This window comes from Halomonas shantousis (genome assembly GCF_054654615.1).
In genome coordinates this window covers 58,982-80,596 of the sequence record NZ_BAAIER010000001.1, presented here as the reverse complement: position 1 = coordinate 80,596, position 21,615 = coordinate 58,982, and the positions used below count along the sequence as shown (strand labels likewise).

Below are 21,615 nucleotides of genomic sequence, written 5' to 3'. Positions count from 1 at the left end.
AGGCGGTCCATGCACGGGTAACATAAGCCTTCATGACCCTTTCGTGGGGCTCATTGACCGCCATCTGCCGTACCGAAAGCCCATCCCGACGCCAACGGATCCGAGGGTCAGAGCAGCGCCGAACCAGGCCAATGCAACGTCGTGACCAAGCGCATCGATCAACAGACCAATGACGATCACGGGCAAGCTGAAGCCGAGATACGCCATGAGAAAAAAGCCGGCGCTCGCTCGGGCCTTGTCTGCTCCGGCTACCTCGATTACCCCACTGAGCCCGCCCAGGTACACGAAACCATAGCAAGCACTGCTAGCAGCCAAGGCGCCCGCCAGCACTGCGCTTAGGCTGCCATACAACGCGCCCCAGGCGATCATCGCATAGGCCAGGGGGAGAATGACCAGGCCCAGTTGCGTGGAGACCTGGGGTGAAAGCCTGCGCGCCCAGGGTTGAAACAGTAACCCACAGCTGCAGATACCAAACGTGGCAAAGCCGGACCACGCAGACAGCCCATGAAGGGCAAGGGCCGAGGGCAGAATGGCAATGACTACGCCGACCGTGGCCCAGGCCAGCAGGATGGCCAGCCCATAGGGAACGGACCCCGGAGGATAGGCCGGCAGGCGGAGCATGGCGGCGTCTTTCTGACGCGGCGCGGTATCCTGCAACCCGATAACCAGAAGCAATGCCAGCCCCCCCGCTCCAAGATAGATCCATAGGCTCGGAGGGGTCAGGCTGGGTGATCGAAGGACGAAAAGACTGGTGACTGCAGCCCCCAGACCGAAGCCCAACGATGTACTGGCTGCTACCCAGGTAGCGGGTATCCGCATATCCTTCCCTTGGTAAAGCTCAAGCATGTAAGCCGGCGCCACCGCCGAAGTGAGTGCCGTGCCGATCCCCAACATGAAGCGGGCCACCCCCAACGTCACGAGCCCGGGAAACAGGAGCGTCAGCGACGTGGCGGCCAGGGCCAGGCACAAGGCGGCGATCACCAGCGGGCGTCGCCCCATCCAGTCGGGGAGCCCACTCAGCGCAAGTAGCACCGGCAGAACTCCCAACACGTAACCGGCGAATGCCAGAGTACTGGCTCCCACTCCTAGCCCGTTCGCCGCTGCCAGACCTGCATAAAGCGGGGCCTGCAAGTTGACGGCGGTCGTGACCATACATAACGCAAAGGCGAGCCGAAGAATGTTCATTTTGTTCATGAGGGCACCACGAGGTTGTGAATCAGCTCACCATCGCACCCGAGCGGCATGGTAAAAAGGAACGCTTACCACCGATAACTCAGGCACTGTTCCAGGATTTTCCGGAACGGTGGCAGGCAGGAGTGATACGCAGTGAAGCTGAATGTCGACCCGGGCTCGCCCACCCCGTTGGTACAGCAGGTAACGGAGGGCCTTCGCGACTGGATCGTGAAGAACGGGGCCGGGGGCGGTCGTCGCCTCCCCTCGATTCGTCACCTCTCTCGCGATCTCGGGATCAGCCGCAACGTGACGATCGAGGCCTATGAGCGGCTGGTGGCACAGGGGCTGGTTCGCTCGAAACCAGGCTCGGGCTTTTATGTGGCAGGAAGCGCGACCAGGGTGCTTGCCAAGAAATCCGCAGCATCAGCCAGCCTCGAGAACCTCACCGGAGAGATGTGGCATCTGTTTCAAGCCAACGAGAAAAGCCTGAAGCTAGGATGCGGATGGCTGCCGAACCATTGGCACGACGGGGAGGATCTCTCCCATGCGATCCGTCAGGTAACCCGGCAGAGCCGCTCGGGGCTGTTCGATTACAGCACCCCGATGGGATCGCCAGAACTGCGTGCCTTGCTCCAGGAGCGGACTCGGCTGCTCGGCATTGAAGCCGATGCCGAGCGGATCCTTCTCACCGGTGGCGGCAGCCATGCACTTGATCTGATTGTCCGGCACATGCTCAAGCCTGGCGATACGGTGTTCGTGGAATCACCAGGCTACTACAACCTGTTCGGCCTGCTTCAACTGCAGCAGGTGAAGATGCTCGGCGTGCCGCGCCTGGCTGGAGGGCCCGATACCGAGCGCATGGCAGAGCTGCTGGAAACGCACAAGCCCAAGCTGTTTTTCATCAACAGCGTATTCCAGAATCCGACCGGGACGACACTCACACCGACCGTGGCCCACCGCATCCTGCAGCTCGCAGAGAAGCATGATTTCCGTATTGTCGAAGACGACATCTATGCCGACTTTCAACATGCCCCTGCTCTTCGACTGGCATCACTCGACGGACTGCACCGGGTCATTTACCTCAGCAGCTTCTCGAAGAGCTTGTCCAGCTCGCTGCGTGTGGGGTTCATTGCCGCCGCGCCGGAGCTGCTCGGCCCCTTGGTCGACTTGAAGATGCTCACCAGCATCTCCACCTCGCGCTTTGCCGAGCATGTAGTGACCGCTCTGCTCCAGAACGGTGCCTATCGAAAGTTGGCAGAGCGGCTCAGAATCAAGCTATCGGGGCAGATGGCGACGGCCCTGGGTCTGTTCAAGAATGCAGGCTGGGAGGTCTTTGACGAGCCGGATGGGGGCATGTTCATTTGGGTGCGTCATCCGACAATCGAATCATCAACTCTGCTTGTCGAGCGTGCGGAACGCATCGGCATCAGCCTGTCGCCGGGTCACATCTTCCTGCCTCAAGGCACTGACACTCCCTGGATACGCATCAATGTCGCCTATACAGGAGATATGCGAGCTGTTCGGTTTATTAATGATCCTCTCGTTAATGACCCTCTCGCTCTGCCTGGAAAATAGGCTCGCAATCAGTACCGTCCGCACCGTAATGCAGGCTGAAAACACAAGGGTCTGGCAGGCTTGCTGCCGCGCCATTGGCAACGCTACACGGGAGCGGATGGATTCTGTCTTTGCCCGTAAACCAGCGACAACAACATCGCTCCGGCCACCATGAGCCAGGCGAATAAGGCAACCCAGAGAGTGACACGAGGAATGATAAGCAGAAATGACAGATCCAGCGCATCGGAAAGACGTATCGTGCAGGTCGTGTACATACCGAGGGGAAATACCATCCCCCAATACTGCGGATTATAGCGTAAGGGTTGCCTCGCAATCAGATGGCGCCAAAGTGTCAATCCGACAAGGAGCGGAATCCACCAAGTCGCTGCCGCCCACATGAAAACCGTCATTCCTTTTATGAAAGGAAGTAAACTCTGGAGCACGACACTTTCCTCTAGCACCAGAGTAATACTCGACCCCGCCAGTGTAGCGATGGCCATGGCGCCCATATTGATCCAATAGGGTGGCGTGAGCGATGCCCCATCTACTGGTACAAAAGTCAGACGATAGAAAATCAAGGGGATAATGGCGAGATATAACATGCAACCAATCAGAAACATGCAGATGGCGAAAAACAGGGCAGGAACTGTTGCAGCTTGCGGCCAATCCACAAGTACCGTAAGCACCGCGATAGACTGCGTGCCGACGGAAGCAAGCAGCCAGGCACCATTGATTCCCTTACGTAGGGTGGGCTTCTCAGTACGCACGGTAACGGCAACAAAGAACCAGTACATGATAAGCCACCATAGTCCAATACCTATAACCCCTAGCAGACGTGCAGCAAACGGGGCATGAGCGACCAGTTGCATCTGAGAGCCAAGAATGCACGTCCCTGCCACAAGGGTGAAAAAGCCCGGCCCTTTTGAATGGGTATGCATATCCTGAACGAGCCGGCCGGAATGGCGCATGGCACGAAGCAACGTGAGAAAAATCAAGATAGCGTATGCAAGGCAGTTCACATACAACAAGGGCAGTGCTATCCAAGCGAGCCCCAGCAGATGCGAAGCGACCGAGACCGCTCCAGTCGCCATCACTAAGGCGAAATAGCCTGGAAAGAGGTTGGCGGCGGCGGTATCCACCAGAAGTGCAATTCGATCCATGATTAATCTTTTCCCATTATTTCAGTCGAATATATAATTGACCCACTGTCCTTATTCCGATTGTCGGCACATTCCTCGCGCTTCTTCGGTCGATCATGAACTCCGAGCCAGAGCCCATTATGGCCCAGCCGCCATCCCCGACACGTGACCCAATGGGGCGGGTTCAGCCGTCCATTGTGGGTATAATCAGCTGCCCATCATGGGTATGAGTTGTACCCCTTTTCCGTCTGGCATAGCCACATCCGCGTGGCAATAAACATTACCGGCTTCCCGGGTTCAAAGGAAACCGTAAAAGTTACAAGAAAATTAAATATTCTTTACATATAAAATAACATATAACAACAATATATAGAGTATGCGAATGCATTGACCTCGATCAATTAATTAGTTGAAAAACAATCAACTTAACTTTGACTTAATTTCGAGAGAGAACCAGCCTGAACAAGTAAAGCACGCCGATAAGCATAGAACTCAGGATGGATCAATGAGCCACTTTCTTGACCGCCTCACTTATTTTCGCCGTCGCCAGGATAAATTCTCAGAGGGGCACGGGATCACCACCGATGAATCCCGCGAGTGGGAGGATGCCTACCGCAAGCGCTGGGCATCGGACAAGATCGTACGCTCGACGCATGGCGTGAACTGTACCGGTTCCTGCTCCTGGAAGATCTATGTCAAGGGCGGCATCGTCACCTGGGAGACACAGCAGACCGACTACCCACGCACCCGTCCCGACCTGCCCAATCACGAGCCGCGCGGCTGTCCTCGCGGCGCCAGCTACAGCTGGTATCTCTACTCGGGAACACGCGTCAAGTATCCCCTCGTTCGCGCTCGCCTGCTGCGCGCCTGGCGCGAGGCGCGTGAGACGATGACGCCGATAGCGGCCTGGCGCCATCTGGTGCAGACTCCCGAAACGCGTGCGAGTTGGGTGACACGCCGCGGGCGTGGCGGTCTGATCCGTGCCGACTGGAACGAAGTCAACGAGCTCATCGCCGCCGCCAACGCCTACACCATCAAGGAGTACGGCCCCGACCGTATCGCCGGCTTTTCGCCGATCCCGGCCATGTCCATGGTCTCCTACGCTTCCGGCACCCGCTACCTGAGCCTGATCGGTGGCACCGTCCTGAGCTTTTACGACTGGTACTGCGACCTGCCGCCATCCTCGCCGCAGACCTGGGGTGAGCAGACCGACGTGCCGGAGTCGGCGGACTGGTACAACTCCGGATTTCTGCTGGTGTGGGGCTCCAATGTTCCGCAGACCCGCTCGCCGGACGCACATTTCTACACGGAAGTGCGCTACAAGGGTACCAAGAGCGTGGTGGTGTCGCCGGACTACTCCGAAGCTTCCAAGTTTGGCGATATGTGGCTGCACCCCAAGCAGGGGACCGACGCCGCGCTCGCTCTGGCGCTGGGTCATGTGGTGCTGCGCGAGTTTCATGTCGACCGCCAGGTCCCCTACTTCGACGATTACGCCCGGCGCTTTACCGATATGCCCTTCCTGGTGAAGCTGGTCGAACGCGACGGCCGGCTGGTACCTGACCGCCTGGTACGTGCCGCCGACTTCGAAGGCGCACTCGGCGAGACCAACAATCCCGACTGGAAGCCGGTCGCCATCGACGAACGCAGCGGCAATGTCGTCTGTCCGCTGGGCAGCGCCGGCTACCGCTGGGGCGAGGAAGGCAAGTGGAACCTGGAGGAAAGGGACAGCCAGGGCCGCGATGTGCGCCTCGGACTCAGCCTGGCAGAGAAGAGCGACGGCGTCGCTGCCGTCGCCTTCCCCTATTTCGGCACGGTGGCGCCGAAGACCTTCGTCGCCACCGAGCATGACGAGATTCTGATGCGCAACGTGCCGGTGAAGGCACTAGAGCTGGTGGACGGCAAGACCTACGTCGCCTCCACCTACGATCTGTTCCTGGCCAACTACGGCGTCGATCGCGGCCTCGGTGGCGACAATGTCGCCGCCAGCTTCGATGACAACATTCCGTTCACACCGGCATGGGCCGAGAAGGTCTGCGGCGTGCCGCGCGATGCGATCATCCAGGTGGCGCGCGAATTCGCCAGCAATGCCGAGAAGACCCACGGCCGCTCGATGGTCATCGTCGGCGCGGGTCTCAATCACTGGTACCACATGGACATGAGTTACCGCGGCATCATCGCGCTGCTCACCATGTGCGGCTGCGTTGGCCAGAGCGGCGGCGGCTGGGCGCACTACGTCGGCCAGGAGAAGCTGCGTCCGCAGACCGGCTGGCAGCCGCTGGCTTTTGCCAGCGACTGGCTACGGCCGACGCGCCACATGAACAGTACCAGCTTCTTCTACGCCCACACCGACCAGTGGCGCTACGAGTCGCTGAAGATTTCCGACATCCTGTCGCCGACGGCGCCTCCCGGCCACTGGTCGGGGGCGATGATCGACTACAACGTGCGTGCCGAGCGCATGGGCTGGCTGCCCAGCGCACCGCAGTTGCAGAGCAATCCCATCGAGATCGGCCGCCAGCTCGCCGAGCGCGGCGCCGACCCGCTCGAGGCCGTTCCCGAGGCGCTCAAGTCCGGCGATCTGAAGCTTGCCTGCCATGACCCGGACAACCCCAGGAACTGGCCACGCAACATGTTCTTCTGGCGCTCCAACGTGCTGGGGGCGAGCGGCAAGGGCCATGAGTACTTCCTCAAGCATCTCCTCGGCGCGCGCCATGGTGTGGTCGGCACCGATGATGTGCGCAACGGCTACGAGCGTCCCGAGGAGGTGGTCTGGCACGAGGAGGCGCCGGCCGGCAAGCTCGACCTGATGGTGACCATCGACTTCCGCATGTCCACCACGGCGCTGTATGCCGACATCGTGCTGCCCACCGCGACCTGGTACGAGAAGCACGATCTCAACACCACCGACATGCATCCCTTCATTCACCCGCTAACCGCGGCGGTGGACCCCGTGTGGGAGGCCAAGAGCGACTGGAACATCTTCCGCGGCATCGCCAGGAAATTCTCCGAGGTGGCCGCCGAGGAGCTCGGTGTCGAGCACGACCTGGTGCTGACGCCAACGACGCACGACTCGCCCTCCGAACTCGCCCAGCCTTACGCACCACGCGACTGGAGCAGGGGCGAGTGCGAGCCCATGCCCGGCAAGACCATGCCCAACGTCACCCTGGTCGAGCGCGACTACCCGGCGACCTTCGCCCGCTTCACCTCGCTGGGACCGGGACAGGAAACGAATGGCAACGGCTCGCGGGGACTCAACTGGAGCGTCACGCCCGAGATCGAGCTGCTGAAAGCGCTGAATGGCGTGGTCCCGGACGGTCCCAGTGCCGGCCGGCCCAGGATCGATACCGATATCGACGCCTGCGAGACCATCCTGACGCTGGCGCCGGAGACTAACGGCGAGGTGGCCATCCGGGCGTGGGCGTCGCAATCCAGGCAGACCGGGCGCGACCACCATCACCTGGCCGAGGGCAAGGAAGAGGAGAAGATTCGCTTCCGCGACATCGTCTCCCAGCCGCGCAAGATCATCACCTCACCGACCTGGTCGGGTATCGAGAGCGAGCATGTCTCTTATACCTCGAACTACACCAACGTCCACGAACTGATTCCCTGGCGCACCCTGACCGGCCGCCAGCAGCTCTACCAGGACCACGATTGGATGCGGGCCTTCGGCGAGGGCTTCGTGACCTGGCGCCCGCCGATCGATACGCGCTCGGTCAAGCAGGTACTCAACAAGCTGCCCAACGGCAACCCGGAGATTCAGCTCAATATCCTGACGCCCCATCAGAAATGGGGCATTCACTCGACCTACACCGAGAACCTCATCATGCTCAGCCTCAGCCGCGGCGGGCCGACGGTGTGGATCAGCGAAGAGGACGCCAAGGCAGCCGACATCGAGGACAATGACTGGATCGAGGCCTTCAACATCAACGGCGCACTCACCGCCCGCGCCATCGTCTCTCAGCGGGTCATGCCCGGTTCGGCCATCATGTATCACGCGCAGGAGAAGATGGTGAACACCATCGGCTCCGAGATCACCGGGCAGCGCGGTGGCATCCACAATTCCGTCACGCGCGTCAACATGAAGCCCACCCACATGATCGGGGGCTACGTCCAACTCGCCTACAGCTTCAACTACTACGGCACGGTCGGCGCCAACCGCGACCAGTTCGTCATCATCCGCAAGATGAACGAAGCCAACTGGTTCGATAGAGCCGCGGACGATACTGCTACCAGCACGACCGCCACGGCCGGCGATCAGGCTGACGATACGAAGACGGAGGCGCTATGAAGGTACGCGCGCAGATCGTGATGGTGCTGAATCTGGACAAATGTATCGGGTGCCACACGTGCTCCGTTACCTGCAAGAATGTCTGGACCAACCGTGAAGGTGTCGAGTACGCCTGGTTCAACAATGTCGAATCCAAGCCGGGGGTCGGTTATCCCAAGGACTGGGAGAACCAGAATCGCTGGAAAGGTGGCTGGGTCCGCAAGAAAAACGGCAAGATCCAGCCGCGTGGCGGCTCCAAATGGCGTCTGCTCTCGAAGATCTTCGCCAACCCCGACCTTCCCGAGATCGACGACTTCTATGAGCCCTATACGTTTGAATACGAGTGGCTGCAGAAGGCACCCGAACTGGAAGCGCAGCCGTCGGCAAAACCGCGTTCGCTGGTGACCGGTGAGTTGCTGAAAAAGGTCGAGTGGAGCGGCAACTGGGAAGACGATCTGGGCGGTGAGTTCGCCAGACGCTCCCGCGATTACAACTTCGACGGGGTGGAGAAGGAGATCTACGGCCAGTTCGAGCAGACCTTCCTCATGTACCTGCCCCGGCTCTGCGAACACTGCCTCAACCCCTCCTGTCTGGCTTCCTGTCCCTCCGGCGCCATCTACAAGCGCGAGGAGGATGGCATCGTCCTGATCGATCAGGACAAGTGCCGCGGCTGGCGCATGTGCGTCTCGGGCTGCCCCTACAAGAAAATCTACTACAACTGGTCGAGCGGCAAATCCGAGAAATGCATCTTCTGCTTTCCGCGTATCGAGGTGGGACAGCCCACTGTATGCTCCGAAACCTGCGTCGGGCGCATTCGCTATCTCGGCGTGATGCTCTATGACGCCGATCGCATCGAGGCAGCGGCATCGGTGGAAAACCCCAAGGACCTCTACCCTGCCCAGCTTGACGTCTTCCTCGACCCCGACGATCCCGCCGTCCAGGCGCAGGCAAGGCGTGACGGCGTGCCCGAGACCTGGGTGGAAGCGGCAACCCACTCGCCGGTCTACAAGATGGCCGTGCAATGGAAAGTGGCCTTCCCGCTGCATCCCGAATACCGCACGCTGCCCATGGTCTGGTACGTACCGCCCCTGTCGCCCATCCAGTCGGCGGCGGAAGCCGGCAGGATGTCCGTCAACCACGGCATGCCGGACGTACGTTCGTTGCGCATTCCCATGCGCTATCTGGCCAACCTGCTCACCGCCGGCGATGAAGAGCCCATTGCCGCTGCGCTGGAGCGGATGCTGGCCATGCGGGCCTACATGCGGGCCAAGACCGTCGATGGGCGTATCGACGAGAGCATTGCGGAGCGTGTCGGGCTGACCGGTGCCATCATCGAGCAAATGTACCGATACATGGCGCTGGCAGCCTACGAGGATCGTTACGTCATTCCCACCTCGCATCGTGAGACGAACGAGGACGCCTACCATCTCCGAGGCTCCTCAGGCTTCGGCTTCGGTGAGGTCAACAACGGCAGAACGCAGACCAACCTGTTCGGTGGCCCCATGCGGGCCGCTCGCAAACCCCATACGGACGTCCCCACATGAGAACGACACTGCGTGCGCTATCGGCGCTGCTCGGCTATCCGTCTGCCGAGCTCAAGGAGCATATCGGTGAGGTTCGCACCGGCCTGCGTTCGGAGGCGGCGATTCCCTCCCAGTTGCAGGACTCCCTGGAGCCGCTTCTGCAAGCGTTCGAGAAGAAGGATCTGATCGACCTGCAGATCGACTACAGCGAGCTTTTCGATCATTCACGCTCGCTCTCGCTGCATCTCTTCGAGCATGTCCATGGCGAGAGCCGTGAGCGTGGCCAGGCGATGATCGATCTGGGCCAGCAATACATCGATCGTGGCTTCATCATGGAGCCCACCGAGCTGCCCGACTTCCTGCCCCTGTTTCTCGAATTCCTGTCATGCCTGCCGCCCCAGGAAGCGCAAGACTGGCTAGGCGAGCCGGTGCATGTCCTGGCCGTACTGGCGGAGAGACTGTCGGAACGGGAGTCGCCATATGCCGCAATCCTTCAGGTTCTGGTCGCGCTTGCCGATGCCCGTCCCGATCCCGATGCGATAGCCGAATTGCAAGAACGTACCGGGGCCCATACGGAGAAGCCCATCGATGAGGAGTGGGAGGAAGCGCCGGTCGATTTCACCGCGCCCCTGCCCAGAAATCGTAGCGATGATACGACGTGGGTGATCGATAGGATCCGTTCGGCCAGCGAGATGCCAGCCTCGACGGGCAGACACTAAAGGAGGACATGATGAACGACCTCACCAACTACCTGATGTTTGGCTGGTATCCCTATCTCGTCATTACGGTACTGATCCTGGGCAGCATTCTGCGCTTCGACAAGGGCCAGTACACCTGGCGCTCCCAGTCCTCCCAGTTCCTGCGGCGCAAGCAGTTGATGGTCGGCTCCAATCTGTTCCACCTGGGCGTGATCGTTCTGTTCGTCGGCCATTTCGTTGGCCTGCTGACACCGATCCGGCTGTTCGAGTTCTTCGGTATCAGCCATAGCTTCAAGCAACTGACAGCGCTCATCGTGGGTGGGCTGGCGGGAATTGCAGGATTCGTTGGCTGCAGTCTGCTGCTCTATCGGCGCTTGTCCGACCCGCGCATTCGCCGTAGCTCCTCCATCGGCGACATCCTGGTGCTGGTGTTGCTGTGGCTTCAGTTGTTCCTGGGACTTTCCACGACCCTCTGGACCATGGACCATCTTAGTGGCGAGGAGATGGTGCGTTTCATGGGCTGGGCACAGGGAATACTGACGCTCGACCCGGGCGCCTCCTACCTGATCGCCGATACCTACCTCGTCTACAAGCTCCATATCGTGCTGGGACTGACACTGTTTCTGATCACCCCCTTCACACGGCTGGTGCATATCTGGAGCGCTCCCGTCTGGTATCTGCTCCGGCCGGGCTATCAGATCGTTCGATCACGCGCGAAGCGTGGCACCACGACACCCGTTCCAGGCGTCACGGGGCTCACGCCAGGCGCCGGAGGTAATGCAACGCCACGCGCTCATAGCGAGAGCGCCCAATAAGCAGTGGAGTGCACCGACCGATGGACGAACAAATTATTGCGACGGATGTAGGTAGGCCTGCTCGACCGGAACCCGTCATGCCCAGCGCCTGCGAAAGCGGCGGATGCGGCGGCGGGGCCATGGAGTCCGATCCCCGGATCAGGTTGGCACCCCCCAGCTTCGGGACGATCAGCGTCAACGGCGTGGAGATCGAAGCGGAAGCCATCGCCCAGGAGATTCAGCACCACCCGGCCAACGATGGCGAACAGGCCTGGCAGGAAGCTGCACGCGCCCTGGCGCTGCGCGAGCTGCTGCTTCAGGAGGCTCGCCGTCAGGGAATATGTGCCGCTCCCGAAGTCGATGAAGCGGGGCGCTGCGAGACCGAGGAGGACGCGCTCATCCGGGCCCTGCTGGAGCGGCAAATCGAACCGGCTAGTGCCAGCGAGGCAGAGTGCCGGCGCTACTACGAGGGACACATTCATCGCTTTCGCACGCCCGATCTGTTCGAAGCGTCGCATATCCTGATCGAGCCGAATGCAGACGATGCGGACGCCTGGGCGAGTGCCGAAGCCAGGGCCCGGACCATTGCCACCCAGGTAGGCGACGACTCCCGGGCATTTGCCGCAGCGGCACGCAAGTTCTCCGCTTGTCCTACGGCCCACCAGGAAGGATCGCTTGGACAGGTGCGCCGCGGTGAACTGGTCGCAGTCGTGCAAGAGGCATTGGAGGCGCTGGCTGAAGGCACTACCGGGCGGGAGCCAGTCCGCTCCCAGCATGGTTGGCATGTGCTACGCCTGCAACGCAGGCTCAATGGCAATACGCTACCCTTCGATATGGCCAAGGACAGGATTGCGGATATGCTCGAGGCCCGCGCCTGGGCAGTTTCAGCCACGCGTTATGCTGCCGAGCTTGCGGACTCGGCGGCGATAGAGGGCGTGATGATCGAGCCATCGTCATCCATGGGAGATCACTGATGCCGACACCGACACTGGGTGATCTTCTGGGCGACGCGAAGCGCTCCACTACCGGCTTCCAGGCATGGATCGAGGCCACCGATCCCGAGCTCGCGGAAGAGGCCGGACTGGCTGCCAGGCGCGCCGGCACGTCGCTGGCGGGCCTGGCGCGTGCCGCCATTGCCGACTTCAGCCGCTTCGCCGACCCGCATGCCTGGGCCCAGCTGACGAGCAGAATCAGCAACAGCTCCGACCCGGGAGCCACCTGCCTGGCCCTCATGGTGCGCTGGCAGCTGACCGATCGGAGGCTGCGCGAGCAGCCCTCCCTAGCGCGAGAAACAAGAGGTGACCGATGAACACCACACCGCCCGACAAATCTTCCGATGAGACGACGAATGACGTGCCGCTGAATCCCGCGCTCAAGAAGCGGCACGATGAGCTGTATGGACCGGATCAACGTGGTACCGACCCGATGAAGACGGTATCCGTTCAGAAGGACGAAGGTAAGGCCTGGCCAACGATCTGGGCCGTCGTCGCGATCGTGTGCGTGCTCGTCACGATCATGCTCCTCATTTTCTGACCCATGAGGATAGGCCCGCGATCTCGAAAGCCAACGAGTCCGGCTCGGTCCTTCGCTCCGAGCCGGCGCGACAGGGATCTAAGCTCTGTCTGAAAAATCGACGAGAGATGGCCAGACAAGGCAAAAATTGGCGAAAAAATGGACCGGGCTGGCGTACCAGTTCACGAGATGTAAATGAGTCGTTTGATCGGACTCGCGCCCGAGCCAATTTTTAATGCCGTATGGACGAGCGCAGACAATTTTCAGACAGAGCGTTTAGGCCAATCTACTCCTTGTTCAGGTAATCCAGCTTACCGGCGACACCATCCCATTTTTCCGCTTCATCGAGAGGCGCTTTCGCTTCAGTAATTGACGGCCATTTTTCCGCCAGCTCGGCGTTGAGTTCAAGGAAATGGCGCTGCGAATCGGGCAGTTCATCTTCGGGGAAGATAGCCTCGGCAGGACATTCAGGTTCGCAAAGAGCACAATCGATGCATTCATCAGGATGAATGACAAGAAAATTTTCGCCTTCATAGAAGCAGTCGACAGGACATACCTCTACGCAATCCGTATATTTACACTTGATACAGTTTTCGGTCACGACAAAGGTCATGGCATCTCTCCTATAAGATGCATTACATATATATCTTATAGAGATCTGCGGCAGTTTTCCAGGAGATTCCTGTATCACAAACCCGTTAGAGCCCTTGCTGAAATGTCAGCCCCGGGTTTCTGCAGTGACTGGTCGAGATCAGCTTCTGATCATCAATTCGCTCGATGTCAACCGAGATGCGGACCATGCCTTTACTCACGGTATCCCGACGACCGCTCCTCCTCTTACCAAAGGTGTCAGATGGCTCTACAACAGCACATTCTCGAAGCTATTCTGGAAGAGAACCCGCTTGCCACTATCTATGCCGACCGCCAGGGCCTGATTCGCTACTGGAATAGCGCTGCGACCGACCTTTTCGGCTTTACCGCAGAACATGCGCATGGACAGAGCCTCGATCTGATCATTCCCGAAAAGTTGCGCGCTGCTCATTGGCGCGGATTCGAGCAGGCCCTGTCCACGGGCAGCACCCGGCTGGGCGGGCAATTCGTACGCACCCGCGCCCTAACCGCAGCGGGGCAGCCATGTTATGCAGAGGTGTGCTTCTCCCTCATCAGGGATACGGCGGGGAGCCTTGTCGGTGCCGTCGCCTTCTGTCGGCCAACGGCATGAGACCCAGCCAGGCATCGCTCGTTGCCACCGACAGGTCCAGTTCCGGTTACGCTTCGGCCCGGCGCATGGAGCGGCGTTGCAGTGTCATGCCGACCGCCAGCCACAGTCTCCACACGGCCAGAAGCCAGGCCAGGCTCCAGGCCAGCGCCGCCGCCCACAGCAGCGGCAGATACAGCCCCGGGACCAGCGGCGCTGCGAGACGCAGCAGGGTTGCCATGCCGATCAGCAGCGTGAAGGCAACGATGATCCGCTCCCGGCCAAGATCGGCTTCGGTCCGGGGCGCGGCTTGCAGGATGGCGGTACGCAGCATGACGACACCCGTCAGGGTGCCCAATGCGCCTAGGGTGATGATATGCAGCAATGCCGGCGTCGCCTGCCCCACTCCTTGAGCAGTCCCATTACTCAGCAGGCCCGCCGCCAGCCAGCCATAGCCGATCCCCAGACAGAGCAGATCCGGCCGACGGGCGCAGCGCCACAGCTGCCAGCGAAGCAGGCGCACCAGTGCCAGCAGACCGGTTCCGGCCAGGGCCCAGCCCGCCCATGGCCGTCCGGACGGCCAGACCGACAGCAGCACGCTGAACAGCATGCCGGTCATGATCAGCCCCTCGATACGTGGCTGAACCCGGGCCCCGACAGCCTCGCCCCGGCGTAACCGGTATCCGGCCATTGCCGGTGCAACCACACGCCCGCCCATGAACAGCATGAGCAGTGCCAGCAGCAGTACGGCCTGGTGCACGACGGCATAGCGCAGGCCTGTCAGCGTTTTTGTGTACGCCAGCCCGAATGCCATCACCGCCAGCAAGCAGATCAGCAGCAACAACGGAGCCAGCAGACGGTTGCGCCATTTTCTGGCGGTGCGAAAACGAGGCAGCAGAAGAGCGCCCAGCATCACGGCGAAAGCCGCGCCCAGCAGGGAGGGCAACAGGCTAGAAGGTATCAGCAGGTAGCTCACCCTGGCTCCCAGCCACAGGAGAAAGAGCGCAGCCAGACGGTATGGAGGCATGGGCCCCAGCAGGTATCCCGCCACTACGGCCAGGGCAAACCCGAAAAGCAACTCCCGGGCATGCCCCAGACCACTGTTCAGACTGGGCAGCAGATCAGGACGATGGAACATTGCCCAGAGCGAGAGCGGGACCAGCAGAGCCGCATACAGGCTTGCGGCAGGAAAGAACAGCACATGGGCAGGCAGCCTGTTGCGCCTGGCTACGTCACGATGCCTTGTCATGGAGCGAGCGGCCGCACTATTTCAAAACCAACGCACTACTTCAAAACCAACGAGTAGAGTTCCCTGGCCAGGGATGCCTGCATGCCCATATCCGAGAAATGGCAGGCACAGGAGAACTCCCCGGCTCCTTCCACCGACCCGATCGTGAGGCGTTCATCCTCATCCGGCCAGCGCAGTGACTCGACGATAGGGAGTGATTCGGCGACGGGGACTGACGGGACAGTTTCGCGGCTTTTCATGCGGTGACTCCTGCTTGGTAAACCGAGGACAGTGATCCCATGGCCGGCTCCCAACCGGGGCACTCATACGGACGTTGTTCGAAGGCATGGTGCGTACGCTCGGCGTGCCGGGTCATGTAGCCAAGGATATCGCGCAGCAGGACGATGCTGGGCATGTCGCCACGTCGGGCCCCGGGAAGTTGACGGTCGAGGAGACACAACAGACCGTCGTATCCGCGGTGGTCTTCTTGCAGCCGTTCGAGAGCGGAGATGAACATGAGCGCCTCCTGTCAGTATTGCGCGGCAACTTCGCCGATTCCTGCGTTCGAATTACCGGTTACCCGAGTCGTCGTTGCAGGAAGCGGGGCGTGGGTGAGGCTACCCGTCGACTGATCGAACGCGCCCAGGCTGGCCTGGTGTGTATTCGGCCGATACTTGCGCATGATGTAGCGCAGGCGCTTCATCACATTCAGATTGGCGGATTCCATCTTCGCCAAGGCACTCATGGCCTCGTCGATGTGGCCTTCTTCGTAGCAACGCACCGCCTCGATGGCCTGGCGGTGTACCTCGATATGCGGTCCCTCCAGCGCCTGAAAATCCTTATCGCTATAGAATTGTTGGCTACCGGTCCCGGCATAGTACCAGCGGCCCAGGGCACACTGGGTCTCATCGGGGAGTTCCTCGGCCCGGGTTTTCGACAACCCCATGAAGATACGGTAGACCTCGAGCTTGATCTCCAGCTCCTCCAGATTGGCGAGTTCCACCTCGCTTAGCATGGCGGAGAAGGAAAGCGCCTGGCTGCTCTCGCCGGTCAGGGTCAGCAGCTGTTCGGTGCGCGTCATCACTTGGCTCGCCTCGCTACTCAGCCGCTCGGCCTTGCACGCATTGTCCTCCATTGTCCCGTCCACCTGGTCGGCCTGGCTGAGAATGCTGCCATTGAGCCCGCCGATCTCGTTGGTGGCAGTCGTGGTGCGCGAAGCCAGCTCGCGTACCTCGGTAGCCACGACGGCGAAGCCGCGACCAGCGTCACCGGCCCGTGCCGCCTCGATGCTGGCATTGAAGGCGAGTAGCGTGGTCTGCAGCGAAATCTCCTCGATGACCCCCACGAAGCTGCCGATACGACCGGCATCGTCGCGCAGCGAAGTGACCTGTTCGGCGGCCAGCCCGATGCGCTGATTGAGGGCGCGAAGCTCCGCTACCATGGTGTTGAGGGCGTCCTGGCTGCGCAGGGACTCGCTTGCAGTGAAGTCAGTGACGTTGCGATTGCTCACCAGCAATTCGGAGAGTTCGGTGAAGGATTCGCGCAGGGCGACCACGGAGTCGCCGAAGCCGGTGAGATTGGTGAACAGGTGTCGATGGACGCGCTGCTCGTCCTCGAGCTGAGCGATTCGCGCCTGCAGTCGGTCGCGTTCGGCGAGGGTGGCGGCGACCTCCTGGGGCGGATTGGAGTGTGAGGCAATGGCCTTGCGTTTCCAGAAGCGCATGAGAGCTCCAGTCATTCAGAGGGAGGGGCTTGACGCCGACCGTACCGGGGGATGGACGGCGTCCTGCGGCAGGCCAGGTGTGGCCTGCCGGTTCTTGTGGTCGTGGTCTCAGCCCACACGTTCGAAGAGCACGTTATTCTCCAGGTGGATGTGCTGCATCAGGTCTTCGCGGAACTCGCGTAACCCGGCATACAGGGCGCGCCAGGTCGTGCAGGCGCCCTTGGGCGGGGTGATGTCGTCGGTCAGCGCCATCAACTGCCCCAGGCTCTCGCCATGATCGTCATGCTCGTGACGCATGATGGCGATAGGCCCCTGGGCCTGGGCGCCCACACCTTGACGCAGCATGGGGAAGAGAATCTGCTCCTCTTTCTGCATATGGCTCTCAAGCGCCTGGTAGAGGGTGATGAGCAGCCTGGCCAGGCCGGTCGGACAGGTGTTGCGCTCGCCGTGGACCTGCTCGACGCGCTGCGCCATGCGCACCAGCTCGGGTAACTGCTGGCGGTGGACGTCATGGTAGCGAGTCAGGATATGGTCGATCAGCTCGGCGTTGCTGGCCGATGCCCAGTCGTGCGCGTCGCTCATGCCCTGGGGCAGCGCCTCGAGCTCCGCCACAAGCGTCTCGGGGGCCAGATTGGCGTGCTCGGCAGCCTCGCGCAGACTGATGCGCCCGCCACAGCAGAAGTCTATGTTGTGGTCGCGGAATACTCGCGTGGCGCCGGGTAGGGTCAGGGCGGTGCGGCCGACGGTCTGTTCGATCAGGTTCATGACAGTAAATCCCCGCTGAGGTGAGAGATACTTTCATTTAGCAAGTGGCGTGCCAGTTCTCGAGCGCCCGTCTTGAGGGGTTTGCGCAGCTTTACGGTGAAAAATACCCTGCACGCTCAGGGTATATAGAACCTTGAAAGGGTAGATATCACCATACTCAGCCAGACTCTGCGGGCATCGCGGCGCGCGGCGCATTTCGAACGGGTGCCGGTGGCCCGGCGGGCCGGTAGTTAACGATACCCATCGCGCCCTGCTCGCCCGCTACTTGATACCTAACCGGCGCGCCAGCTTGTGCAGATTGCTGGAGTCGACCTCGAGCAGACGCGCCGCCGCCGACCAGTTTCCGTCGGCACGTTCGAGGGCATGGTGTATGGCTTGTCGCTGGCTGCGCGCCACGCTGTCGTGCAACGCTTCCACCGGGGCGTCAGGGGACGGTGCTACCGTCACACTCGGGGCCGAGGCCGTGACCAGCGGCAGGTCGAGCAGCCCAGGTTCCAGGGTAATGATATCCTCACGACGCGCGCCCTGGCTGAGCGCCTTGATTGCCGCACGGCTGATGACGTGTTCAAGTTCACGCACGTTGCCCGGCCAGTCGTAACCACTCAGCGCATCCTCGGCGGACGGCGACAGACGCAGACTGCGTACCCCCAGGCGGGCCCGGTTGAGCTCGAGGAAATGCCCGGCCAGCACCAGCACGTCGCTGCCCCGCTCACGCAGTGGCGGAATCGGCACCGGATAGACCGAGAGTCGATGATAGAGATCGGCACGAAAGTGACCGGCGCGCACACTGTCTTGCAGGTTACGGTTGGTGGCGGCGATCACCCGCACATCGACGTGGCGCGGTTCGTCCTCACCCAGGCGCTGGATCTCGCCATTTTGCAAGGTACGCAACAACTTGGCCTGGATGGCCAGCGGCAATTCGCCGACCTCGTCGAGAAACAGCGTACCGCCGTCTGCCGCTTCGAAGCGCCCGGCGCGGGCATTCCCCGCTCCCGAGAAGGCGCCCTTCACATGGCCGAACAACTCGCTTTCGGCCAGCGATTCCGGCAATGCGGCGCAATTGACCTGAATCATCGGGCGTCGCCGACGCCGTGAACGCTGGTGCAGGTGGCGTGCGAACAGCTCCTTGCCCACACCGGTCTCCCCCGTGAACAGCACCGGCAGCTCAGAATCCCCCACCACCTCGAGCTCGTCCAGTAGCCGACGGAGGATCGAACTCTGCCCAATGATCTCCCCCTCCTGACGTTCAGTGACGTCCTGGCCAGCATCGCTTCGCGACAGGCGCAGGCGACGCACGTCCTGCTCCAGGCGGGTCATGCGCACGGCGGCCTCGGCCAGCAGGGTGAAACGCTGCAGGTCATCCTGGGCACGCCCATCGAAGGTGCCCGGGGTAAGTGCATCCAGGGTCAACGCTCCCCACAGGTTGCCCTCGACATGCAGGCTGATGCCCATGCAGTCATGCACCGGCAAGGGTTCGCCGATCTGGTTATCGACCAGACCGTCGTAGGGGTCGGGCAGGGTCGAGTCGGGCGGAAAGGCCACCGTCTCGCGTTGGGCGAGGATCGCTGCCAGGCGCGGATGCTGAGCGATCACGAAGCGTCGCCCCAGCGCCTCGCGCGTCAGACCGTCGACCGCTACCGGACACAGCGCATCATCGTCGAGACGCAGCAGCCCCACCGCGCCGCAGCGAAAATATTCACGCAGGGTTCTGACCAGCCGTTGTAGGCGCACTGCACTGGGTAGTTCGGCGGTGAGGTCGGCAAGCATGACGTCTTCGAGCATGGCAGGGCCCCTGGCGAGACAGTGCGGAAGCGGAACGGGTAAAAGCTACCGTGACCAGGTCATTATTACCGCTCCCAAGCCGGGTAGAATTGACCTCAATCAACAATAACCACAGCCAATCAACCACTTAAAAGTTGGCATGCCGGATATACAGGCACCCAAGGGGGCCTACACGACTTGGCGCGCCCTCTATGCCGGCCTGCGCGCATTCCGTGAGGAGATGCAGCATATCCATCTGGAGAACAACGTACTCTTCGAAAAGGTCACGTCAGAATTGGCGCTATCGAATGAGTTACCCCCCACCTCGCTCGCTGAGGCCGAATAGGCCCGAACATGGTCGAACGCGATGATGATCTGCCCGCGAGGCGCCGTTACTCGTCGATCTTTGTCAACGCCGAGTCCTTGTGCATGGCCACGTGATCCGTCTTGTCGCTCTTGATGGCGTATTGTGGCTCATCCTCGCTGGCTCGGCGCCTATGCCCCTTGTACTCAGTATCCTGGGTATGGACCTCAATGATCCGGCCACTGACGTGCCCGGCCTCGGAATTCCAGCTTACGTGGTCCCCTACCTTGAAACGTTTAGCCACTTGCGCCTCCTGGTTAAATGCTTCTTTGGGTTTGCGATGTACGTCACACGTTTCAGGCCATCGGCGAGCAGCACTCGATACCGTCACTGCAGGCATATATCCTTCAGTGGCGGCCCATGCCAGGGCAAAGCAACATATCAGCCCTGAGCTCTCGCCAACGCTTGGTCGAGGTCAGCAATCAAGTCATCGATATGTTCGATGCCGATCGAAAGGCGAACCATATCGTCAGTCACCCCGGCGGCTGCGAGTTCTTCATCACTGAGTTGGCGATGCGTGGTTGCGGCTGGAATCGCCGAACATGTCTTGGCGTCACCGATATTCACCAAACGCAGTATTAGCTGCAGCGCATCGTAGAATCTGGCTCCGGCCTCGCGCCCGCCTTGTATGCCAAAGCTCAAGATGCCGGAGGCCCGTCCACCCAGGTAACGCTTGGCCAGAGCGTGATCCTTATGTTCCTTTAGAGCGGCGTACTGCACCCATGTAACCTGTGGGTGTGCCGCCAAGTATTCTGCCACCTTGGGGCGTTATCACATATCCGCTCAATGCGCAGCGACAGCGTCTCCAAGCCTTGCAGCAGATTCCAGGCAGCCTGGGCGGAAAGCGCTGCTCCCATGTTTCGTAACGGTACGACGCGACGCGGTCCCGGGCAATAAAAGCGGCTTCTCCAACGTCACGGACGTAGCTTATGCCATGATAGGAATCATCAGGCTCATTGAGCAGCGCGAAGCGTTGAGGATGTTCAGCCCAAGGAAATTTCCCTGAATCAACAATGATGCCGCCGATGGTCGTGCCATGTCCGCCGATATACTTGGTGGCAGAATGGATAACGATGTCTGCACCATGTTCTATCGGGCGCCACAGAAAGGGCGTTGCTACCGTGTTGTCGACGATCAAAGGTACGCCATGACGATGCGCAATCTCCGCCAGGCTTGCCACATCTACGATACTGCCAGAAGGATTTCCGATGCTCTCGCAGTAAACTGCCTTGGTGCGCTCGTCGATCGCTGCTTCGATGCCGTTCAGGTCGTCTTTATCGGCAAAACGCACCCGGATACCCTGGCGTGGCAGGGTATGAGCAAAAAGGTTATAGGTTCCGCCATAAAGTTCGCTGATGGAAACGATATTGTCTCCAACCTCGGCAATTGTCTGAATCGCATAAGTGACAGCAGCCATGCCCGATGCCACTGCCAACCCGGCAATGCCACCTTCAAGGGCAGCGACACGCTGCTCAAGCACGGCACACGTTGGATTCATGATGCGCGAATAAATGTTTCCCTCCTCCTTGAGATCAAACAGATCTGCGGCGTGTTGCGCACTATCGAAGGAGAAAGAAGTCGTTTGATGAATGGGGATGGCCACGGCATGCTGATTATCAGGAGCGTAACCATGATGAAGAGCGATAGTTTCTGGCCTCATGGATCCTATTCGCTAAATGGCTACAGTGAGATTCTGCCTCAGTAATCGATCGAATTCAGACCCAGCCACTCTGCAACGTAGTACCGGGCTCCCGGATTACGTCTAAAATCATCTCACCATTAAGGAGAGGAAAAAGAAGCATCAACACATTATATGTGAGCACAAACGACTAACCTACCAGTTAGCGCTTGACGGCCACATGCATCACTCATTCTTGATAAAGTGGCTAGTTACGTTAATTGCTCGCATAACACTTAAC

At 60.5% G+C, this 21,615-nt stretch carries 19 protein-coding genes and 1 pseudogene; 9 read left to right on the top strand and 11 right to left on the bottom strand.

The window, feature by feature from the left end:
- Positions 1–30: 30 nt before the first annotated feature.
- Positions 31–1,194: an MFS transporter gene (locus ACYQ12_RS00320; protein ID WP_459866005.1), complete on the bottom strand. Its 1,164-nt coding sequence runs from the start codon at positions 1,192–1,194 to the stop codon at positions 31–33.
- Between the two features lie 132 nt (positions 1,195–1,326).
- Between ACYQ12_RS00320 and ACYQ12_RS00315 the strand changes: the two genes are divergently transcribed.
- Complete coding sequence (locus ACYQ12_RS00315; protein WP_459866002.1) at positions 1,327–2,748, top strand: aminotransferase-like domain-containing protein; 1,422 nt, start codon at positions 1,327–1,329, stop codon at positions 2,746–2,748.
- An 83-nt stretch (positions 2,749–2,831) separates the two neighbouring features.
- Here ACYQ12_RS00315 and ACYQ12_RS00310 read toward each other — a convergent pair whose 3' ends face one another.
- Positions 2,832–3,887: a tellurite resistance/C4-dicarboxylate transporter family protein gene (locus tag ACYQ12_RS00310; RefSeq protein ID WP_459865999.1), complete on the bottom strand. Its 1,056-nt coding sequence runs from the start codon at positions 3,885–3,887 to the stop codon at positions 2,832–2,834.
- A gap of 484 nt (positions 3,888–4,371) precedes the next feature.
- Between ACYQ12_RS00310 and ACYQ12_RS00305 the strand changes: the two genes are divergently transcribed.
- From ACYQ12_RS00305 to ACYQ12_RS00275, 7 genes are all read left to right on the top strand, one after another.
- Positions 4,372–8,151, top strand: coding sequence for a nitrate reductase subunit alpha (locus ACYQ12_RS00305; protein WP_459865996.1), 3,780 nt, complete (start codon positions 4,372–4,374; stop codon positions 8,149–8,151).
- Entirely contained in the window at positions 8,148–9,674 is a 1,527-nt protein-coding gene (narH, locus tag ACYQ12_RS00300; RefSeq protein WP_459865993.1) for a nitrate reductase subunit beta, read from the top strand. The genes ACYQ12_RS00305 and narH overlap by 4 nt, the downstream gene beginning before the upstream one ends.
- Positions 9,671–10,372 (top strand): nitrate reductase molybdenum cofactor assembly chaperone, encoded by a 702-nt coding sequence (gene narJ, locus ACYQ12_RS00295; protein WP_459865990.1) that lies wholly within the window; start codon positions 9,671–9,673, stop codon positions 10,370–10,372. The genes narH and narJ overlap by 4 nt, the downstream gene beginning before the upstream one ends.
- Positions 10,373–10,383: 11 nt before the next feature.
- Positions 10,384–11,166: a respiratory nitrate reductase subunit gamma gene (gene narI, locus ACYQ12_RS00290; protein WP_459865987.1), complete on the top strand. Its 783-nt coding sequence runs from the start codon at positions 10,384–10,386 to the stop codon at positions 11,164–11,166.
- 77 nt (positions 11,167–11,243) lie between these two features.
- Positions 11,244–12,119 carry a peptidylprolyl isomerase gene (locus tag ACYQ12_RS00285; RefSeq protein WP_459865984.1) on the top strand — a complete coding sequence of 292 codons (876 nt, stop codon included), beginning with the start codon at positions 11,244–11,246 and terminating at the stop codon, positions 12,117–12,119.
- Complete coding sequence (locus ACYQ12_RS00280) at positions 12,119–12,454, top strand: hypothetical protein (RefSeq protein WP_459865981.1); 336 nt, start codon at positions 12,119–12,121, stop codon at positions 12,452–12,454. The genes ACYQ12_RS00285 and ACYQ12_RS00280 overlap by 1 nt, the downstream gene beginning before the upstream one ends.
- A complete protein-coding gene (locus tag ACYQ12_RS00275) occupies positions 12,451–12,678 on the top strand; it encodes a hypothetical protein (protein WP_459865978.1) in 228 nt (75 codons plus the stop codon). Before ACYQ12_RS00280 ends, ACYQ12_RS00275 begins: the two co-directional genes overlap by 4 nt.
- 265 nt (positions 12,679–12,943) lie before the next feature.
- Here ACYQ12_RS00275 and fdxA read toward each other — a convergent pair whose 3' ends face one another.
- On the bottom strand, positions 12,944–13,270 hold the full coding sequence (gene fdxA / locus ACYQ12_RS00270) for a ferredoxin FdxA (protein WP_459865975.1): 327 nt from the start codon (positions 13,268–13,270) through the stop codon (positions 12,944–12,946).
- Positions 13,271–13,510: 240 nt separating this feature from the next.
- Between fdxA and ACYQ12_RS00265 the strand changes: the two genes are divergently transcribed.
- Entirely contained in the window at positions 13,511–13,879 is a 369-nt protein-coding gene (locus tag ACYQ12_RS00265; protein ID WP_459865972.1) for a PAS domain-containing protein, read from the top strand.
- A gap of 46 nt (positions 13,880–13,925) precedes the next feature.
- Here the strand turns inward: ACYQ12_RS00265 and ACYQ12_RS00260 are convergent, their stop codons facing one another.
- The 8 genes and pseudogenes from ACYQ12_RS00260 to ACYQ12_RS00225 all read right to left on the bottom strand — a co-directional run bounded on the left by ACYQ12_RS00260 (position 13,926) and on the right by ACYQ12_RS00225 (position 21,356).
- Positions 13,926–15,104, bottom strand: a complete 1,179-nt coding sequence (locus ACYQ12_RS00260; protein WP_459865969.1) for an NnrS family protein — start codon at positions 15,102–15,104, stop codon at positions 13,926–13,928.
- 35 nt (positions 15,105–15,139) lie between these two features.
- Positions 15,140–15,343: a hypothetical protein gene (locus ACYQ12_RS00255; RefSeq protein ID WP_459865966.1), complete on the bottom strand. Its 204-nt coding sequence runs from the start codon at positions 15,341–15,343 to the stop codon at positions 15,140–15,142.
- On the bottom strand, positions 15,340–15,600 hold the full coding sequence (locus tag ACYQ12_RS00250; protein WP_459865963.1) for a hypothetical protein: 261 nt from the start codon (positions 15,598–15,600) through the stop codon (positions 15,340–15,342). The genes ACYQ12_RS00255 and ACYQ12_RS00250 overlap by 4 nt, the downstream gene beginning before the upstream one ends.
- Before the next feature lie 12 nt (positions 15,601–15,612).
- A complete protein-coding gene (locus ACYQ12_RS00245) occupies positions 15,613–16,806 on the bottom strand; it encodes a methyl-accepting chemotaxis protein (RefSeq protein WP_459865960.1) in 1,194 nt (397 codons plus the stop codon).
- 108 nt (positions 16,807–16,914) lie between these two features.
- Positions 16,915–17,571, bottom strand: a complete 657-nt coding sequence (gene ytfE / locus ACYQ12_RS00240) for an iron-sulfur cluster repair protein YtfE (protein WP_459865956.1) — start codon at positions 17,569–17,571, stop codon at positions 16,915–16,917.
- Between the two features lie 261 nt (positions 17,572–17,832).
- Positions 17,833–19,353 carry a nitric oxide reductase transcriptional regulator NorR gene (norR, locus tag ACYQ12_RS00235; protein WP_459865953.1) on the bottom strand — a complete coding sequence of 507 codons (1,521 nt, stop codon included), beginning with the start codon at positions 19,351–19,353 and terminating at the stop codon, positions 17,833–17,835.
- A gap of 371 nt (positions 19,354–19,724) precedes the next feature.
- Positions 19,725–19,940 carry a hypervirulence associated TUDOR domain-containing protein gene (locus tag ACYQ12_RS00230; protein ID WP_459865950.1) on the bottom strand — a complete coding sequence of 72 codons (216 nt, stop codon included), beginning with the start codon at positions 19,938–19,940 and terminating at the stop codon, positions 19,725–19,727.
- A 137-nt stretch (positions 19,941–20,077) separates the two neighbouring features.
- Positions 20,078–21,356, bottom strand: a pseudogene (locus tag ACYQ12_RS00225) (O-acetylhomoserine aminocarboxypropyltransferase/cysteine synthase family protein).
- Positions 21,357–21,615: the final 259 nt, after the last annotated feature.

Excerpts from the sequence above, each read along its gene's own strand:
- ACYQ12_RS00320 (WP_459866005.1), bottom strand. The coding sequence starts at position 1,194 with ATGAACAAAATGAACATTCTTCGGCTCGCCTTTGCGTTATGTATGGTC.
- ACYQ12_RS00310 (WP_459865999.1), bottom strand. The coding sequence starts at position 3,887 with ATGGATCGAATTGCACTTCTGGTGGATACCGCCGCCGCCAACCTCTTT.
- ACYQ12_RS00305 (WP_459865996.1), top strand. The coding sequence starts at position 4,372 with ATGAGCCACTTTCTTGACCGCCTCACTTATTTTCGCCGTCGCCAGGAT.
- narH (WP_459865993.1), top strand. The coding sequence starts at position 8,148 with ATGAAGGTACGCGCGCAGATCGTGATGGTGCTGAATCTGGACAAATGT.
- narJ (WP_459865990.1), top strand. The coding sequence starts at position 9,671 with ATGAGAACGACACTGCGTGCGCTATCGGCGCTGCTCGGCTATCCGTCT.
- narI (WP_459865987.1), top strand. The coding sequence starts at position 10,384 with ATGAACGACCTCACCAACTACCTGATGTTTGGCTGGTATCCCTATCTC.
- ACYQ12_RS00285 (WP_459865984.1), top strand. The coding sequence starts at position 11,244 with ATGCCCAGCGCCTGCGAAAGCGGCGGATGCGGCGGCGGGGCCATGGAG.
- ACYQ12_RS00280 (WP_459865981.1), top strand. The coding sequence starts at position 12,119 with ATGCCGACACCGACACTGGGTGATCTTCTGGGCGACGCGAAGCGCTCC.
- ACYQ12_RS00275 (WP_459865978.1), top strand. The coding sequence starts at position 12,451 with ATGAACACCACACCGCCCGACAAATCTTCCGATGAGACGACGAATGAC.
- fdxA (WP_459865975.1), bottom strand. The coding sequence starts at position 13,270 with ATGACCTTTGTCGTGACCGAAAACTGTATCAAGTGTAAATATACGGAT.
- ACYQ12_RS00265 (WP_459865972.1), top strand. The coding sequence starts at position 13,511 with ATGGCTCTACAACAGCACATTCTCGAAGCTATTCTGGAAGAGAACCCG.
- ACYQ12_RS00260 (WP_459865969.1), bottom strand. The coding sequence starts at position 15,104 with ATGACAAGGCATCGTGACGTAGCCAGGCGCAACAGGCTGCCTGCCCAT.
- ACYQ12_RS00255 (WP_459865966.1), bottom strand. The coding sequence starts at position 15,343 with ATGAAAAGCCGCGAAACTGTCCCGTCAGTCCCCGTCGCCGAATCACTC.
- ACYQ12_RS00250 (WP_459865963.1), bottom strand. The coding sequence starts at position 15,600 with ATGTTCATCTCCGCTCTCGAACGGCTGCAAGAAGACCACCGCGGATAC.
- ACYQ12_RS00245 (WP_459865960.1), bottom strand. The coding sequence starts at position 16,806 with ATGCGCTTCTGGAAACGCAAGGCCATTGCCTCACACTCCAATCCGCCC.
- ytfE (WP_459865956.1), bottom strand. The coding sequence starts at position 17,571 with ATGAACCTGATCGAACAGACCGTCGGCCGCACCGCCCTGACCCTACCC.
- norR (WP_459865953.1), bottom strand. The coding sequence starts at position 19,353 with ATGCTCGAAGACGTCATGCTTGCCGACCTCACCGCCGAACTACCCAGT.